This window comes from Cellulomonas sp. Root137 (assembly GCF_001426725.1).
Lineage (GTDB): Bacteria > Actinomycetota > Actinomycetes > Actinomycetales > Cellulomonadaceae > Cellulomonas.
Window position 1 is genome coordinate 357,466 of record NZ_LMFG01000003.1, and the last position, 16,480, is coordinate 373,945.

Here is a 16,480-nt window from a genome sequence, read left to right on the forward strand (position 1 = left end):
TCAGGGCAGCGAGGGTCGGAACGGTGTCCCTGCGACATCGAGCGTCTGCGCCGCCGGGGTCCCGGGCGGTGCGACGACGTTGAGCTGGTCCGTCGTCCGCAGGAGCGACTCGAGGACGCGGACCCCGGCACTGCCGAGGTGCACCACGCCCTCCAGGTCGACCGTCACCGGCACGAGCCCGTTGCGGGAGCGTCGTAGCACCTCGGCCTCGACCTGCGCCGCTGCCGCTCGGTGGTCGACCGCGCCCCCGACGCGCACCACGTGCGCCTCGGACGGGTCCGCGCTGATCACCAGGGGGGCGGCAGCCAACCGGACGGACTCCGCGACGGCGTCCGCCTGGTCGACGGGCGCGGGCCGACGAGCCGGGCACTCGAGCGTCACGGTGGTGCCGTCGGGACTGGTCACCACGTCCACCTGGAGGCCCGCGGACGCCATCATGCTGAAGCCGCGGCCCCGGTCTCCGGGGTCGCGGTCGGGCTCCCGCCACTGCCCGTGGTCCCGCACCACGACCTCGATCATCGCGTCGTCCCGGATGGTCGCGTGCAGGTCCACGGTCCCGTCTGACTCCCCGCGGTAGGCGTGCTCGATCGCGTTGGCCATCACCTCGCTGACGCCGAGGACGAGGGCCGACCGGTCGCGGGAGCCCAGACCGATGCCGAGTCCCCAGCCGTCCACCGCGCTGCGTGCCCCGGCCAGCTGGCGCGGGTCGGCGGGGACGCTCAGGTCGAGCGGCTCGGGGGCGCGTCGGCGGTGAGCGGCGAGCACGGTGACGTCGTCCGTGAACCCGTCGTCCGTCAGCACGCGGGGCACCACCTGGCAGATGCGCCCCGCCACCGACTGCCCTCCGGCCGAGTCGCGGTACGCGTCGAACGCCGTGCGCTCGAGGATTGCGAGCCCGTCCCGCACCGGCCGGTGGATGTTCTCCACGAGCCCGTCGGTGAACAGGAGGATCGCGTGCCCGTCCGGCAGGTTCGCGGTCAGCACGCTGCCGCTGGTCCGGGAGCCGAGCGGCCCGTCGCCGGTGGTGGGCAGCAGGTGTGCACCGTCCGGGCCGACGACCAGGGGGGCGGGGTGGCCGCGCGTGGCGTACTCGAGGTCGCCCGTGTGCGGATCGAGGAGGGCGACGCACAGGGTGGCGGCGAAGGCGCCCGAGACGCGCCCGGCGAACGCCTCGACGGCCTCGAGCGCGCTCGGGATCCCGGCGCCCTCCAGGAGGCGGGCCGCCAGCACCGCCCGGAGCTGGCTCATGATCGCGGACGCCTCCACGCCGTGGCCCACCACGTCGCCGACGGTCAGCGACACGCGCCCGTCGGGCAGCGTCGCGGAGTCGAACCAGTCGCCACCGGCCGCCTGCTCCAGGCCCGCGACCAGGTACGACGCCGCGACGTCCACGCGGGGGAGCAGGGGGACCGTGGACGGGAGCAGCGCACCCTGCAGCCGGAGGACGACCTCGCGCGCACGCGCCAGACGTCGGTCGGCGGTCGCGGCTCCCGTGCGCTCGAGCGTGGCGGCCCGGACGGCGGTGGTGATGTCGATCCCCGCGGCGACCGCGCCCAGCACGGTCCCGTCGGCGTCACGCCAGGGCGTGACGGTCAGGTCGAGCCAGATCCCCGACGCCGGGTCCGACCAGTCGGGGACCACCGAGACCTGGTCGTCGTGGAACGGCTCCCCGCCGCGCGCCACCTGCGTCAGGGCCGCGACCAGCGCCTCCAGGCCCGGGTCGCGCAGGTCGTACAGGCTGACGTCGAGCAGGGGGCCACGCTGGAGGGCGTCACGGGCGCCCTGGTTCGCGGCGACGATCCGCAGGTCGTCGGTACGGACCACCAGCTGGACGCCGGGGGAGACGTCGAAGGCAGAGAGCACGGCGTCCTGGTCGACGTAGGCGTCGGGCGCCATCGGCTCCGCTCCTCAGCTCGTGGGGATCGCGCGTCCGTTCGTGCTCGCGCCGTCGTCGGCGGGTGCGCTGATGACGTCCAGCCCGTGCGCTCCGGCCAGGCCGAGGCTGGTCCCGGGGGAGAGCACGATACGCATCCTCACACCTGCGGACGCACTCCGCCGGTGGGCGGCGGTCAGAGCCGACACACCGACCGAGCCCAGATGGGTCACGTCGCGCAGGTCGACGACCATCGCGCCGACCTCGCGAGCGGCGATCATCAGCTGCGTGACGGCCGCGGTCAGCTGGTGCGCCGTCGCCAGGTCGACCGGACCCTCGACCTTGACCAGCGGGACGTCACCGGCGGTGTCGAAGGTGATCCCGAGGGTCGGGCTCGTGCGCTGGGCAGCAGGTTCGCCGGCACTCTCGTCGAGGCTGGCGAAGAAGAAGTCGTCGAGCCGTTGGCGGGTGTCCGAGCCGAGGCCGCCGCCCACCTCGACCGCGGCGACGATGCGCTCCGCCAGTGTCAGCAGCCGGACGTTGCGCTGCTGGGAGCCCCAGCGCAGCAGCTCGAACGCGGAGTCGCTGTCGATGCCGTAGCCGAGCATGAAGGCGCCCTTGGCCTGGTCGATGACGGCGTGGGAGCGGAGCGCCTGCGTGAGCTCCTCGTTCACGCGGTGCGCGACCGCGTCTCGCTGGGCCGCGGTGATGTCCACGAGGAACCCGGTGACGGTCCGCAGGCCGCCGTCGTCGGTGGCGCCGGCGCCGGTCAGGGTGACGGAGCGCTCGGCCCCGCCGAGGTCGAGCAGCCGGTAGTGGCAGCCGAACGGCTCCCCGTCGACACCGCACCGGCCGAGGGCGTCCAGGACCTGACCGCGGTCCTCCGGGTGGATGTGCCTCGACATGAGCGCGAGGGTCGGCACCACGTCGCCCGGTGACATGCCGTGGATCACGAACATCCCGTCCGACCAGGTCCATCGACCCGTCGGAGCCGTGTAGCTGAACCGACCGACCTCGGCACGAGCGGCAGTGGGAGTGGGCACGACATCCTCCGCGAAGCCCCAGCAGGCGGGGCGGAAGCTCGGTACGTGGGCTCGAGGCTGAACCCGGTGCGCCGGTCGGGCGCTGGCGCCCGCCGTGGTGCGACCGCAGCGTATGCCACGATCGCGCGGGTTACCCGTCGAGGACGTCAGTGCAGGCGGCGGCGCCAGTCGTCCGGGACGCGACCCGACGGGCCGGGCACGGTCTGCTCCAGCGGGCGGTGCTCGGGTGCGGCGAGCGCGGGGCCGTCGGTGTAGTCGTCAGCCGGGTAGGACCAGAACCAGTCCTCGCCGGGCTCGAACGTGCGCATCACCGGGTGGCCGGTCTCCCGGAAGTGCGCGGTGGCGTGCTGGGACGGCGAGGTGTCGCAGCAGCCCACGTGACCGCAGGTGGCGCAGCGGCGCAGGTGGAACCACCAGCCGTCGGTGGCGTCGCACTCCACGCAGCCGGTGCCGCTCGGGGGGACGGTCGGGTCGATGAGGGTCTCGGTCACGGGGTGGGTCCTTCCGTCGAGGAGTAGGGCAGCCGGACGCGGAAGCGGGTGTCGCCCGGCACGGAGGTGACGGTCAGGTCGCCGTGGTGCTTGCCCACGACGATCCGCCACGAGATGTCCAGCCCGAGCCCCGTGCCGGAGCCGACGGGCTTGGTGGTGAAGAACGGCTCGAAGATCCGGTCCACCACGCCGTCCGGGATGCCCGGTCCGGTGTCCCCGACCTCGACCTCGAGCCAGTCGTCGACCCGGCGCGTGCGGAGCGTGAGGGTGCCGGCGCCCTCCATCGCCTGCGCGGCGTTGTCGATGAGGTTGGTCCACACCTGGTTCAGCTCGGCCGCGAACACGTGGATGGGCGGCAGCGTGCGGTCGTAGTCCCTGACCACCGTGATGCCCTCGCCCAGCTGCCGCTCGAGCATGGTGACGGTGCTGTCGAGCAGCTCGTGCACGTCCACGGTCTGGTCGGGGGCGCGGCCGATCTGCGAGTACTGCTTCGCAGCACCGACCAACGCGGAGATCCGCGAGGTGGCGTCCTCCACCTCGTTCATCAGCGACTCGGTCTCGAGCGTGTACGAGAGCCACCGCACGGCGCCCTCGAGCACGTCGGGCCCCACCCACGAGGCCACGGCGTCGAGCCACTCGGGTCCCAGGCCGGCGGCGACGAAGTTGGGGGCCAGCTCCCAGCCGCCGCTGATGTCGTGCTCGTCCATCCACTCGCCCAGCGCGTCCTCGAGGTCGGACACCTCGAGGGCGGTCGGGACGACCTCGGACGCGCGCTGACGCGCCAGAGCCTTCACGGCCTTCTCCTGCAGGTGGATGATCTGCTCCAGCTGCTCCCGGTCGTAGATCCCGGACGCGAGCATCGCGAGCTTGTGCCGCATCCCCGCGACGCGCTCGCGCAGGGTCGACGTCGCCCTGGTCGCGGCGGCCGCCGGGTTGTTGAGCTCGTGGGTGAGTCCCGCCGAGAGCGAGCCGAGCGCCAGCAGCCGCTCACGCTGGCCGGTCGCCGCCTGCGAGCTCTGCTGACCGAAGAACAGCCCCTCGAGCAGGTGCACCGCCATGGGGAACCAGTCGTCCATGAAGGAGGCGAAGTCGGCCGCGGCGAGCACGTAGTAGCGGGACGGCTCGAGCACCCGCAGGGTCTGCGTGTAGGTCTGGGGGACCCGCTCGCCCAGGTACGCGGCCCAGGCACCCGCGTAGACCCCCACCTGGCTCGTCCGCGCGATCTCGACGTCGTCGGCCCCCACGCGCCGGTACATGGCCAGCGAGCCCTCGAGCATGACGTAGAAGTCCGTCGCGGGATCGCCCTCGCGGTAGAGCACGCCCGGGTCGATGACCTCCACGTGCCCGCGTGAGCACAGCCAGAGCAGCTGCTCGTCGCTCAGGTGCTCGAACAGGAAGAGGGTGCGCAGCTCGTCGATGTCGCACGCCAGCTGCGTGCGGACGGTCGTCGCGATCGGTTCGGTGGTGGTCACAGCTGCTCCAGGTAGCGGTGGACGAGCATCACGGCCATGGCGCCCTCGCCCACGGCGGACGCCACACGCTTGGCGGACTCGGCGCGCACGTCGCCGGCCGCGAAGACCCCGGGGACGCTGGTCTCCAGGTGGTACGGGGGTCGGTCCAGCGGCCACGCGTCCGGCACCTTGCCCTCGACCAGCAGGTCATGGCCTGCGCACACGAAGCCGTGCTCGTCGCGGGTGACGGTGCCGTCGAGCCACGTGGTCAGTGGAGCGGCCCCGATGAACACGAACAACCAACCGGTGTCCACAGATTCCTTCTGCCCGGTCGCGGTGTCCCGCAGCACGATCCGCTCGAGGTGGTCGTCGCCGACGGCCTCGACCACCTCGCTCTGCGTCCGCACGCGGATGCGCTCGTTCGACTCGACCTGCTCGACCAGATACCGGGACATCGACAACGAGAGCGACGCCGCCCGGACGACGAGCGTCACCGACCGGGCGTGCCGGGACAGGTACATGGCCGCCTGGCCCGCGGAGTTGGCGCCGCCGACCACGTAGATGTCCTGGTTCTCGCAGGCGGTGGCCTCCGTGAGGGCCGACCCGTAGTAGACCCCGCGGCCGGTCAGGGCGCCGATCCCGGGTCCGTCGAGCTCCCGGTAGGCGACCCCGCTGGCCACGATCACGGTGTGGGCGTCCACGGAGGTGCCGTCGTCGAACCGCACCGACCGGGCCGCGCCCTTGACCTCGAGCCCGACCGCGTCCCGGGTCATCACGATCTCCGCCCCGAACTTGAGCGCCTGCCGGCGGGCCCGGTCGGTCAGCTGCGCCCCGGAGACCCCGTCGGGGAACCCGAGGTAGTTCTCGATCCGCGAGCTCTGTCCCGCCTGGCCGCCGGTCGCGCTCCGCTCGACGAGTGCGGTCCGCAGCCCCTCCGACGCCCCGTACAGCGCCGCGCTGAGGCCGGCGGGGCCACCGCCGATGACGACGAGGTCGTAGAACCGCTCGGCCGGGCTGACCGCGAGCCCGACCTGCGCAGCGATCTCGCCGTCCGTCGGGCAGAGCAGCACCGTCCCCTCGGTGGTCACGAGCACGGGCAGCCGGCTCTCGTCGGCTCCCGCCACGTCCAGCAGCCGCCTCCCCTCGGGCGAGTTGGAGGAGTACCAGCGGTAGGGCACCTGGTTGCGGGCGAGGAACTCGCGGACCTCCGACGAGCGCGCCGACCAGCGGTGCCCCACCACCTTCGTCTCGGCGACGGTCCTCGGGGGGTTCGCGTTCCACGCCTCGAGCTGCGCGTCGATCACCGGGTAGAACTTCTCCTCCGGCGGGTCCCAGGGCTTGAGCAGGTAGTGGTCGAGGTCCACCACGTTGACCGCGTCGATCGCGACGTCGGTGTCGGCGTACGCGGTGAGCAGCACGCGGCGCGCCTGGGGGTAGATGTCCATGGCCTGCTCGAGGAACTCGATGCCGGTCATCCCCGGCATGCGGTGGTCCGCCAGCAGGACCGCCACCTGGTCGCCCCGGAGCTTGAGCTCGCGCAGGGCGTCCAGGGCGAGCGTGCCGGAGTCGGCGCGGACCACCCGGTACGCGTCGCCGTAGCGCCGCCGCAGGTCCCGTGCCACGGAGCGGCTGACCGCCGGGTCGTCGTCCACGGTCAGGAGCGCCGGCTTGCGGGTCGAGGTGCCTTCCACGCGGTTCCCTTCGTCGTGCCCAGTGTGCTGCGGTGCGGGCGACCGGGTCAGTCGCCCACCACCAGTGCGGCGCCGCCGGTGATGCGGACCAGCTCGTCGAACGTGGTCGGGAAGACGGTGTGCGGCGTCCCTGCGGCCGCCCACACCTGCGGGTAGTCCGCGAGCGCCACGTCCACCACCGTCTCGATCCGGTGCGGGTGACCGAGCGGCGCGACGCCGCCGATCGCCTGGCCGGTGGCGGCTCGCACCTGCTCGGGGGTCGCTCGTCCGATGTGCGAGCGGCTCAGCTGGCGTGCCAGCGCAGCGGTGTCCACGCGGTGCCGCCCGCTGGTCAGGACCAGCAACGGTCGCTCGTCGGCCCAGAAGACCAGGCTGTTGGCGATGGCCCCGACCTCGATCCCCAGCGCGGCTGCGGCCTCGGCAGCGGTCCGGGCGGAGTCGGGCAGCGCGACGACGCTGCCGACCACGCCGGCGTCGGCGAGCGCGTTGGCCACCAGGCGGGAGCGGGTCGGCAGGTGGGACAGGTCGGTCACGGGTTCTCCTGCGGGGTGCGGGGGAGCCGACGGCGCGGCTGGAGGCGGATGTTGGGCAGCTCGGGGGCGGGAATCCGTGCACCGTCGTGGCCGGCGACCACCCCGAAGCGCTCGGCGCGGTCGTCGGACTCCCACTCGGCGCGCGCCTGGGCGATGTCGGCATGGGTGCGACCGACGAAGTTCCACCACATCACCAGGTCGTGCGCGAACGGGGCGCCGCCCAGCAGCAGGAGCCGGGCGCCGTCGCGCGACCGGACCCGCACGTGGTCGCGTCCGTCGCCGAGGTAGAGCAGGCCGCTGGTGGTGTGCGGCGTCCCGGCCACCTCGGCGGTGCCGGAGAGCAGCAGCACGGCATGCTCGAACCCGCGCACCAGCGGGATCTCGACGTCCGCGCCCGGATCCACGACGACGTCCGCGCCGAGCAGGGGCGTGTGCACGCGCGCAGGCGACCAGGAACCGTCGAGGTCGCCCACGAAGACGGTCGCGCGGGCGCGGGGCGCGTCCCACACGGGCAGCCCGCTCACCTGCACGAACCCCGGTGCGCCGTCGGCCACCCCGTCCGGCAGCGCCACCCACAGCTGGACCGCGTGCAGCAGCGGCTCGGAGCCGAGCGAGAACTCGGAGTGGGAGACCCCGTGCCCGGCCGTCATGAGGTTGAGCTGCCCGGGGCGGACCACAGCCTCGGACCCGACGCTGTCCCGGTGCAGGATCTCGCCGGCCACCGGCCAGGTGACCGTCTGCAGGCCGGTGTGCGGGTGGGGGAGCACCCGCATGTCGACGTGCTGCGGGCCGAACTCGTCGAGGAAGCACCAGGCGCCGACCATCGGCAGGGCGCGCTGGGGAAGGGTCCGCCGCACCCGCATGGCACGCACGCCACCGAGCGGGACGTCGCGCGCCTCGTGCAGCTCCACGACGGGCCCACGGGACGGGACGAGGTCGCAGAGCTCGGGCACGGGCCGCACCTCGAGGTTCGTCATGGGCCCACTGTAAAAGTCGAACCTCACGCGCGGGGGACCTGGCGCGTCTGCACACTGTGAGCGTGAAGGAACCCTTCGAGCGTGTGGTGTCCGTCCACGGTGCCACCGTCCTGCGTGTGTGCCGCGCGGTGGTGGGTCCGGTCGACGCCGACGACGCGTGGTCGGAGACGTTCCTCGCTGCCCTGCGCTCCTACCCGGACCTCTCGCCCGACGCCAACGTGGAGGCCTGGCTGGTGACGATCGCGCACCGCAAGGCGATCGACATCGTCCGGCGCGCCGCCCGGCACGCCCTCCCGGTCGCCGACGTCCCCGACCGCCCGGTCGCCGCGCAGGGGCGCGACCTGGACCTGTGGTCGGCCCTGGCCGCGCTGCCGACGAAGCAGCGGCAGGTGGTCGCCTACCACCATCTCGGCGGGCTGCCCTACGACGACGTCGCCGCCCTCGTCGGCGGTACCGCGGCTGCGGCACGGCGGGCGGCGTCCGACGGCGTCGCGACCCTGCGCAGGACCTACCCGGCGATCGACCAGGAGGAGTCATGACCTACTTTCTCGACGTGGACGACGCCGACCTCGCCCGGCTGCACCGTGACCTGGCGGCCCGCGCCGCGGCGGACGGTCTGCTCGACGTGGCCTACCGCACCGTGGACAGCCCGGTCGGCCCGCTGCTGCTCGCCCGCACGCCCGTCGGACTGGTCCGCGTCGCGTTCGGCGTGCAGGACCACGACGCCGTCCTCACCGCGCTCGCCTCCACGGTGAGCCCGCGGGTGCTCGAGGCGCCGGAGCGGCTGGACGACGTGGCCCGGGAGCTCGACGAGTACTTCGCCGGGCGGCGCACCACCTTCGACCTGCCGCTCGACCTGCAGCTGCTGCGCGGCTTCCGGCGCGACGTCGTCCTGCATCTGCCCGACATCGCGTACGGGCACACCGCCAGCTACGCCGAGATGGCCGGTCTGGCGGGGAGCCCGCGCGCCGTCCGGGCGGTCGGCACCGCGTGCGCGCTCAACCCGCTGCCCGTGGTGCTTCCGTGCCACCGCGTGGTGCGCTCCGACGGCTCGCCCGGGCAGTACGCCGGTGGCGCGGCGGCCAAGCTGACGCTGCTCGACCTCGAGACGCGTGTCGGGGTCGCGGCGTAGCGTCGTTCCCATGTGCCGGAACATCACCACGCTCCGAGGGCTCGAGCCGCCGGCCACCTCGGAGGAGATCGAGGCCGCCGCGCGGCAGTACGTCCGCAAGGTCACGGGCGTCCAGTCGCTCAGCGACGCCACGCGTGAGCCGTTCGAGGCCGCCGTCCGGGAGGTCGCCGCGATCACCGCCCGCCTGCTCGACGAGCTGCCGCAGCGCCGCCAGCCGCCCACCACGGTGCCGCCGCTGCGCCGGGCCGACGTGCAGGCACGGATCGCCGCGCGGGAGGCCCACGAACGGGCGCACGAGCTCGGGCTGCCCCACGAGCACGAGGACGAGGACGAGCTCGAGCACGCGACCGCCTAGAGCGGCCAGCGCACCAGACGGGGGATGCCCTGCGGGGCGACGGCGGCGAGGGCCAGGAACCGGGCCTCGGCGCGGTGCAGGCGGATGTGCTCGTCGAGCGACCACGTGGGGCCGTTGGTGAGCTCCATGCCGCACGCGCAGGCGATGGTGACGCGCCCGTCGTCCGTGGTGATCACCTGGCCGACCGTGGTGTGGTCGGTGGCCGCGCGGACCTTGGCGTGGCGCATCTCTGCGCTGACGGCTTCGACGGGGTCGGTCACAGCCCCATCCTCGCGCATCACGGTCAGCGCTCGGACCCCACCTGCTCGTCGTCCGCGAGGTGCTCCAGCTCGAACGACTCGTCCCACGCGGCGCCACCCAGGCTCGGCATCATGGCGCGCAGGCGCGGCTGCCAGGCGTCGGAGCGCTCCGGGAAGCACCGCGCGAGCAGGTCGAGCATCGTCGCGACCGCCGTGGACGCCCCCGGGGAGGCGCCGAGCAGGCCCGCGATGGAGCCGTCCGCGGACGTGACCAGCTCGGTGCCGAACTCCAGCACCCCGCCCTTGGCCTTGTCCTTCTTGATCACCTGGACGCGCTGCCCGGCGGTGACCAGCTCCCAGTCGCGCGGGTGCGCGGTCGGCATGAACGCGCGCAGCGTGCGCAGACGGCTGGTGTCCGTGGCGGTCACCTCACCGATCAGGTACTGGAGCAGGTCGAGGTTCCGCAGGCCCACGGCGAGCATGGGGACCACGTTCCCCGGGCGGATCGACCGGATCAGGTCGGTCCACGAGCCGCCCTTGAGGAACTTCATGCTCCACCCGGCGTAGGGCCCGAACAGCAGCGCGGTGCCGCCGTCGACCACGCGGGTGTCCAGGTGCGGCACGGACATCGGGGGAGCGCCGATGTCGGCCTTGCCGTAGACCTTGGCCTGGTGCCGGGCGACGATCTGCGGGTTGGTGGTCTTGAGGAACTGCCCGCTGATCGGGAACCCGCCGAAGCCCTTGGCCTCGGGGATCCCCGAGCTCTGCAGCAGCGGCAGGGCGCCACCGCCGGCGCCCACGAACACGAACCGCGCGCGGACCTTGCGGGTGCGCAGGTGGCCGTTCCAGCGCCGGTCGGCCACCCGCAGCGACCAGGTGCCGTCCTTCTTCTGGCGCAGCCGGGTGATCTCGCTCTCGAGGTGCAGCCGCGCGCCGCGGTCGACCGCGTCACCGATCATCGCGCGGGTCAGCCGCCCGAAGTCGACGTCGGTACCTGCCGCCGCGCGCGTCGCCGCGATCGGCTCGGCCGGGTCGCGGTCGTCCACGAGCAACGGCGCCCACTGCGCGATCTGCGCGGGGTCGGTGCTGAACTCGAGGTCGGAGAACAGGGGGTGCTTGCGCAGCGTCTCGAAGCGCCGGCGCAGGTAGTCCGCGTTGTCGGCGCCGCGCACGAACGTCATGTGCGGCGTGGTCGACAGGAAGCCGTCGCCGCCGGGGAGGCGGTCGTGGGTCGCCAGGTGGTGCCACAGCTCGCGGGACAGCTCGAACTGCTCGTTGATCGTCACGGCCTTGGCGATGTCGATCGAGCCGTCGGGCCGCTCGGGCGTGTAGTTCAGCTCGCAGAGGGCCGCATGGCCCGTTCCTGCGTTGTTCCACGCGTTCGAGCTCTCCTCGGCGAGAGCCGGGCGCCGCTCGTGGATCTCGACCGTCCACGTGGGCTCGAGGGTGGTGATCAGCGCGGCGAGGGTCGCGCTCATGATCCCGCCCCCGACGAGGACGACGTCGATGGTCTCTTCGCGTTCTGGCACGTTTTCGATCGTATGTTGACGTCGAGATACCTTCCGTCCGTCAGGGTGTGATCTTCCTTACGTCAAGGGACCGAGGTCCCGGCCCGCCGCGGGGTCGGTGCGGCGGGCCGGGCCCGGGAGCGGGGTGGGCGGCGGGTCCGTGTCACGCGCCCCCCACCCCGCAGCTCATCCGTTGGCGCAGGTGGCGCCGTTCACCGTGAACGCGGCCGGCTTCGTGTTGGTCCCGGTGTGGGACCCGTTGAACCCGAGCTCCACGCTGCCGCCCGGGGCGATCGAGCCGTTCCACGCGGCGTTGGTCACCGTCACGGTCGCCCCGGACTGCGTGTAGGCGCCCGACCACAGGTTGGTGATCTGCTGGCCCGCGGGGAACGTGAACCCGAGCCTCCAGCCCGTGATCGCCGTGCTGCTCCCGTTGGTGATGCGCACCGACGCGGTGAACCCGGTGTTCCAGTCGTTGGTCGTGTACCTGACCGAGCACACGCCGGGCTGGACCGTGGGCGTGGGCGTGGGAGTCGGGGTGACCGTCGGGGTGGGCGTGGCCGTCGGGGTGGCCGTCGCCGTCGCAGTGGCCGTCGGCGTCGGGGTGGTCGGCGTCGGCGTCGGTGACGTCGTCGGGTCGGTGCCCGTCAGGTTGCCGACGATGATCCCGCGGCCGTTGGTGCCCACGTAGACCCGCCCGTAGACGTCGGGGTCACCGATGACGACCGACCCCGTCCAGCCCCACTGGTGCTGGTCGTCGTTGATCCGCACCCACGTGGCGCCCGCGTCGATCGAGCGGAAGATCCCGCGGACCCCGCTGATCTTGGACGACGTGTAGATCGCCGGGTAGCCGGCCCCGGGAGCGGCCTTGCCGAACCCGATGGCGTCGCCCTGGTCGACCGCGGCGATCTTGGTGAACGACGCGCCCGAGTTGGTCGAGTGCCACATCCCGTAGGTGCCCGTCGTCGTCCCTCCGGTGAGCCAGACATCGCCCTCCCGTCCGGGGACCGCGGCGAACCGCACGTTCCCCGCGGTCGGCAGCCCCGTGGCCGCGGAGGCGGTGAAGGTGGCGCCGCCGTCGGTCGAGGTCCAGAACGTGCCGCCGGAGAACGCGTAGAACTTCGACGGGTTGACCCGGTCGGACTCGACGCGGGCACCGGTGGCCGGGCCCGTCGACCTCGTCCAGCTGGAGCCCAGCGTCGACGACGTGTGGACGCCCGCGCCGTCGGCGCTCCAGACGATGCGGCTGCCGTCGGCGCTCATGGCCACGTTCCCGCCGCCCGTCACGCCGCCCGGCTCCTGGCCGGCCCACCAGGAGCTCCCGCTGGAGGTGGAGACGCTGATGTGGGAGCTGCCGGCGTCACCGGAGCCGACGCGCACCATCGTGGCCGGCGTCTTCTCGGCGAAGTCGGTGCCGTTGACCGAGCCCATGAACGGCGCGATGGCCGAGTAGGCGGACGGCGCCCTGGTGATGTCGGTGTGCACGAACCCGCCGATGTCCCCGAGGCCGGAGACCAGCTCCGTGGCGCCCGGAGGGGCCGCCAGGTCGAGCACCGCGGTCTCCTCCAGACCCTGCGCCTTCACGGAGATGGCGACCTTGCCGCCGGTGTCCCACGCGGTCAGGTTGGAGCCGCCGTAGATGGTGGCGCCCGTGCCGTAGAGGAACGAGTTCGAGTCGAAGGGGTCGATCTCGAACGACTCGGTCATCCAGCCGAGCTTCGGGCTGGTCTCCGGCGGCGCGGACTGCTTGCCGAACGTGAGCCACCCGGAGGCGGAGATGTCCTGGGTGTAGCGCAGGGTGCGGTCGGGGTAGCCGTTCCAGTCCCAGATCCGGGACCAGGTGGCGCCGCGGTCGGTGGACCGGAACACCTGGATGTCCGGGAACCACGAGATCTGCGTGACCGCCAGGATCGTGTCCGGGTCCTTCCGGTCGATCGTCAGACCCGAGTACCCGAAGTAGTTGTCCGTGCTCGAGGACGGCACGGGGCTGATCTGGGTCCACACGCCGGTGGCCGCGTCCAGCCGCCAGAGGTCGCCGTGGCCACCGTCGTACGGGCCGCCGGTGTCGCTCGTCGCGATGTAGAGCTGCTTGCCGACCGCGTCGAACACGCCCTTGTGCGCGATGTACCCCGTCGGCTGCCCCGCGATCCGCGTCCAGGTGGCCCCGGCGTCCGTGGACCTGTAGACGGTGTTCTCCTTGTCGGCCACGCCGACGTAGATCGTCCTCGTCGGCGATCCCTTGGTGCCGCTCGTGGGGTCGAAGGTGACCCACACGACGCCCTGGTTGGTGGTGAGGTACCCGTTCGGGTCGCTGGGGTCCTGCGCGTAGTTGCCCACGTTGGTGAAGCTGGAGACCTTGCCCCACGTGACGCCCGAGTCGGTGCTGCGCCACAGGCCGTTTCCGCCCTCGGTGCCGAAGTACAGGACGCGATTGTCGTTGGGGTCCACCTGCAGGCGCTCGCCCATGCCGCGGCCGGGCATGTTGCCGCCGACCTTGAACGGGAGGGTCGTCTTGGCCCAGGTGGCGCCGCGGTCGGACGAGCGCAGGATCGCGCCGTTGTTCGGGTCCCAGCCGTTCGTGTACGTGCCGACCGCGGCGAACACCTTGTTCGGGTTCACCGGGTCGGTGGCCAGCGACAGGACCCCGTTGTGGCCCCAGTCGTCCCAGCCGACGTGGTCGAGCAGCGGGACCCACCGCTTCGTGGTCTGGTCGAGGCGGTACGCGCCGCCGATGTCGGTGCGGGCGTAGACGAGGCCCTTCTCCGACTGGTTGTAGACGATGCCGGGGACGAAGCCGCCCCCGACGATCTCGACGTTGCCCCAGGTGTAGGGGGAGACGGCGGCGTGGGCGGCTTCCTGGGTGGCGACGGCGACGAGTGCGCTGGCGACCAGGGCGCCGGCGGCGGCGACGGCCGCGAGCCGGGCGGGTGTGCGAGCGACGAGCGAGGGGGCGGACATCCGCAGCACTCCTTCGTGATGGCGGTGAGGGGCCTCCGGCGGCTGTGCCGGGGGTCCCTGGGATCGACGCCGAGCGACGACCGCCGCGACCGTATCGAAGCGCTTCGAACGAGCAGCAGAGCGTGAATCGTTTAGTCCCGGTGGGTGCGAGGCGCGGGACGCGCCGGACCAGGTGCTGGTCCGCGCGTGCGCCGGGGGACCGCGAGCGGTAGAACCGAAGCATGAGCCGCGACCGCGACCTGACGTCCGACCCTTCCGCCGAGCACCTCGCCGACCCCGCACGTGCCCAGGCCGAGCTCGATGCCGCCGACGCCCGCTCCGGCGGCAACCCCGACCACGCCCCGCGCTCGTTGCACGCCGTCGAGCTCGAGGCCGACGACGAGGCCATCGCCAGCAGCGACGAGTGGGACGACCCCGAGCGGCTCTAGCGGCCTAGGACAGGTCGACGCCGCGTTCGCGGACGCCCTGCAACAGAGCCTTGCCGTCCTCGCCCTGGATCACCGGGATACCGTCCGGGCGCCGGGCGGCGTCCTGCTCGGCCCGGACCTGGTCCGTCGTCGGCACGGGCACGCCGTGCGCGAGGACGTGCTCCCCGAACGTCAGCTGCCGGATGAGGATCGCCCGGACCCGCGCCGGGAAGTGCTGGGCCGCACCGGCGTAGATCTGAGGATCCCGCTGGCCGTCGTCGCCGACGAGCACCCACTGGACGTCCGGCAGCTCGGCGAAGAGCCGCCGCAGCTGGGCGACCTTGTGCGCGGGACCGCTGCGGAACCACCCGCTGTTGGTGGGCCCCCAGTCCGTGAGCAGGAGGGGGCCGGCCGGGTAGCGGTGCCGCCGCAGGAAGCGGGCGAGCGTCGGCGCGGCGTTCCAGGCGCCGGTGGAGAGGTAGACCACGGGGACCTCGCGGTCGCCCGCGCGCAGCTCCGCGTACAGCCGGGCCATGCCCGGGACGGCCTCGCGGGCGTTCTCGTGACGCATGAACACGTTCCACGCGGCGACGAAGGGGCGGGGCAGACGGGTCACCATCACGGTGTCGTCGATGTCGCTGACGATGCCGAGCCGCACGTCAGGTCCGATCACGTGGACGGGCGCCGTCGCCGTGGCGCCGTCGGTCGTCGTGAGCCGGACGTCGTGCCAGCCGGGGGCCAGGTCGGACTCGAGGATCGTGTCGACGTACCCGCCGCGGTCGGTCACCACGCGGTGGGTCCGGTCGCCGACCTGCACCTCGAGCTCGGCGCCCGAGACCTGGGCGGTCGCGAAGCTGCGCCACCCGCGCAGCGCCGTGGCCGAGCGCGAGCCGGCCTGCGCGCTCCCGCCGGCGCCCGGGAGGTCCTCGTCGCGGACGTGCGGGGCGGCCAGGAGGGTGCGGGCGAGGATGCGCACCCACCCGGTGCCGCCGTACCCCGCGTACGGCTCGATCCGCACGGTCCAGCCCCGGCCGCGCAGCTGGTGCGCCACGGCCCGGTCGAACCCGCTCTCGATCCGTGCGGCGAGGTGGGTGCGCGGCACGGACGACGCCGGGTTGGTCGAGGCGCCGGACGGGCCGCCTGGTCGGGCGGTACGAAGCACCGGCCCGCCGCCGGGTTCGACGACGGGCCGGGCGCTGGGGGATGCACTCACGCGGTGTCCTTCGCGGACGCCTTCCGCGCGGCGGTCTTCTCGCTCTGTGCGTTGCCGGTCGTCAGGACCCCGCCGGCGGACTCGAGGTGGGCCCGGACGAACCAGTGGAACAGCTCGAGCTCGTGCAGGTGCCCCACGAGCAGGTCGTTGGTGACGTCGTCGATCTCCTCGACGTCCTTGGCGGCCTTGCGGTGGTCCTCGATGACGCCGACGTAGACGACGTCGAGGGCGCCGAGGTGCGCGATCGCACTGTCGCGACCGATCGAGTAGTCCTCCCACGTGCGGTTCTTCACCAGCTCGCCGGGGGTGCCCACCGGTGCGACGCCGAGCGTGGCGATCCGCTCCGCGATGGCGTCGACCATCAGCCGCACCGCGTCGACCTGCGGGTCGAGCATCTCGTGCACCGCGATGAAGTGGGGGCCGACCACGTTCCAGTGGATGTGCTTGAGCGTCAGCGCCAGGTCGTTCAGGGCGTCCAGGCGCTGCTGGAGCACGGCAGCGACGTCGGCTCCCTGCTGGAGGGTGAGGGACGGGACGGTGTACTTCGGCAAGACCATGGGGCATTCCTTCGGTCGAGGGCGCGGGGTTTCTGCCCGACTGCCACCACCG

General features: G+C 73.0%; 16 protein-coding genes. 4 read left to right on the plus strand and 12 right to left on the minus strand.

The window, feature by feature from the left end:
* From ASD18_RS16740 to ASD18_RS16770, 7 genes are all read right to left on the minus strand, one after another.
* Positions 1-1,896: a SpoIIE family protein phosphatase gene (locus ASD18_RS16740; RefSeq protein ID WP_056094714.1), complete on the minus strand. Its 1,896-nt coding sequence runs from the start codon at positions 1,894-1,896 to the stop codon at positions 1-3.
* 12 nt (positions 1,897-1,908) lie between these two features.
* Entirely contained in the window at positions 1,909-2,916 is a 1,008-nt protein-coding gene (locus ASD18_RS16745; RefSeq protein ID WP_156388054.1) for an ANTAR domain-containing protein, read from the minus strand.
* 146 nt (positions 2,917-3,062) lie between these two features.
* Positions 3,063-3,407 (minus strand): UBP-type zinc finger domain-containing protein, encoded by a 345-nt coding sequence (locus ASD18_RS16750; RefSeq protein ID WP_056094719.1) that lies wholly within the window; start codon positions 3,405-3,407, stop codon positions 3,063-3,065.
* Positions 3,404-4,879 (minus strand): ATP-binding protein, encoded by a 1,476-nt coding sequence (locus ASD18_RS16755; protein WP_082574163.1) that lies wholly within the window; start codon positions 4,877-4,879, stop codon positions 3,404-3,406. The genes ASD18_RS16750 and ASD18_RS16755 overlap by 4 nt, the downstream gene beginning before the upstream one ends.
* Positions 4,876-6,549: an FAD-dependent oxidoreductase gene (locus ASD18_RS16760; protein WP_056094723.1), complete on the minus strand. Its 1,674-nt coding sequence runs from the start codon at positions 6,547-6,549 to the stop codon at positions 4,876-4,878. The genes ASD18_RS16755 and ASD18_RS16760 overlap by 4 nt, the downstream gene beginning before the upstream one ends.
* Before the next feature lie 47 nt (positions 6,550-6,596).
* The gene (locus ASD18_RS16765) at positions 6,597-7,082 is read right to left on the minus strand and encodes a YbaK/EbsC family protein (protein WP_369817307.1); all 486 of its coding nucleotides are present in this window, start codon (positions 7,080-7,082) and stop codon (positions 6,597-6,599) included.
* Positions 7,079-8,059 carry a pirin family protein gene (locus ASD18_RS16770; protein ID WP_056094726.1) on the minus strand — a complete coding sequence of 327 codons (981 nt, stop codon included), beginning with the start codon at positions 8,057-8,059 and terminating at the stop codon, positions 7,079-7,081. Before ASD18_RS16770 ends, ASD18_RS16765 begins: the two co-directional genes overlap by 4 nt.
* Positions 8,060-8,121: 62 nt before the next feature.
* Here ASD18_RS16770 and ASD18_RS16775 point away from each other — a divergent pair, with 62 nt between their 5' ends.
* The 3 genes from ASD18_RS16775 to ASD18_RS16785 are packed head-to-tail and all read left to right on the plus strand — an operon-like array spanning position 8,122 to position 9,546.
* Positions 8,122-8,598 (plus strand): RNA polymerase sigma factor, encoded by a 477-nt coding sequence (locus tag ASD18_RS16775; RefSeq protein WP_200938630.1) that lies wholly within the window; start codon positions 8,122-8,124, stop codon positions 8,596-8,598.
* Positions 8,595-9,191 carry a methylated-DNA--[protein]-cysteine S-methyltransferase gene (locus tag ASD18_RS16780; RefSeq protein WP_056094731.1) on the plus strand — a complete coding sequence of 199 codons (597 nt, stop codon included), beginning with the start codon at positions 8,595-8,597 and terminating at the stop codon, positions 9,189-9,191. Before ASD18_RS16775 ends, ASD18_RS16780 begins: the two co-directional genes overlap by 4 nt.
* Before the next feature lie 10 nt (positions 9,192-9,201).
* Positions 9,202-9,546 (plus strand): DUF2277 domain-containing protein, encoded by a 345-nt coding sequence (locus ASD18_RS16785; protein WP_056094734.1) that lies wholly within the window; start codon positions 9,202-9,204, stop codon positions 9,544-9,546.
* Here the strand turns inward: ASD18_RS16785 and ASD18_RS16790 are convergent.
* From ASD18_RS16790 to ASD18_RS16800, 3 genes are all read right to left on the minus strand, one after another.
* Positions 9,543-9,806, minus strand: a complete 264-nt coding sequence (locus ASD18_RS16790; protein WP_369817308.1) for a hypothetical protein — start codon at positions 9,804-9,806, stop codon at positions 9,543-9,545. The genes ASD18_RS16785 and ASD18_RS16790 overlap by 4 nt on opposite strands.
* 23 nt (positions 9,807-9,829) lie before the next feature.
* The gene (gene mqo / locus ASD18_RS16795; protein ID WP_255355451.1) at positions 9,830-11,314 is read right to left on the minus strand and encodes a malate dehydrogenase (quinone); all 1,485 of its coding nucleotides are present in this window, start codon (positions 11,312-11,314) and stop codon (positions 9,830-9,832) included.
* Positions 11,315-11,479: 165 nt separating this feature from the next.
* Positions 11,480-14,251 carry a cellulose-binding domain-containing protein gene (locus ASD18_RS16800; RefSeq protein ID WP_056094739.1) on the minus strand — a complete coding sequence of 924 codons (2,772 nt, stop codon included), beginning with the start codon at positions 14,249-14,251 and terminating at the stop codon, positions 11,480-11,482.
* 221 nt (positions 14,252-14,472) lie between these two features.
* On the opposite strand from ASD18_RS16800, the gene ASD18_RS16805 reads away from it, so the two are divergent.
* Positions 14,473-14,679, plus strand: coding sequence for a hypothetical protein (locus ASD18_RS16805; protein WP_056094742.1), 207 nt, complete (start codon positions 14,473-14,475; stop codon positions 14,677-14,679).
* Between the two features lie 4 nt (positions 14,680-14,683).
* Here the strand turns inward: ASD18_RS16805 and ASD18_RS16810 are convergent, their stop codons facing one another.
* Together ASD18_RS16810 and ASD18_RS16815 are read right to left on the minus strand one after the other, a co-directional pair.
* Positions 14,684-15,871: an App1 family protein gene (locus ASD18_RS16810; protein ID WP_235522440.1), complete on the minus strand. Its 1,188-nt coding sequence runs from the start codon at positions 15,869-15,871 to the stop codon at positions 14,684-14,686.
* Positions 15,868-16,428 carry a Dps family protein gene (locus ASD18_RS16815; protein ID WP_056094748.1) on the minus strand — a complete coding sequence of 187 codons (561 nt, stop codon included), beginning with the start codon at positions 16,426-16,428 and terminating at the stop codon, positions 15,868-15,870. Before ASD18_RS16815 ends, ASD18_RS16810 begins: the two co-directional genes overlap by 4 nt.
* Positions 16,429-16,480 lie beyond the last annotated feature (52 nt).

What these genes read in the sequence shown, in the direction of transcription:
- ASD18_RS16740 (WP_056094714.1), bottom strand. Translation starts at nt 1,896, where the DNA reads ATGGCGCCCGACGCCTACGTCGACCAGGACGCCGTGCTCTCTGCCTTC.
- ASD18_RS16770 (WP_056094726.1), bottom strand. Translation starts at nt 8,059, where the DNA reads ATGACGAACCTCGAGGTGCGGCCCGTGCCCGAGCTCTGCGACCTCGTC.
- ASD18_RS16780 (WP_056094731.1), top strand. Translation starts at nt 8,595, where the DNA reads ATGACCTACTTTCTCGACGTGGACGACGCCGACCTCGCCCGGCTGCAC.
- ASD18_RS16785 (WP_056094734.1), top strand. Translation starts at nt 9,202, where the DNA reads ATGTGCCGGAACATCACCACGCTCCGAGGGCTCGAGCCGCCGGCCACC.
- ASD18_RS16800 (WP_056094739.1), bottom strand. Translation starts at nt 14,251, where the DNA reads ATGTCCGCCCCCTCGCTCGTCGCTCGCACACCCGCCCGGCTCGCGGCC.
- ASD18_RS16805 (WP_056094742.1), top strand. Translation starts at nt 14,473, where the DNA reads ATGAGCCGCGACCGCGACCTGACGTCCGACCCTTCCGCCGAGCACCTC.
- ASD18_RS16815 (WP_056094748.1), bottom strand. Translation starts at nt 16,428, where the DNA reads ATGGTCTTGCCGAAGTACACCGTCCCGTCCCTCACCCTCCAGCAGGGA.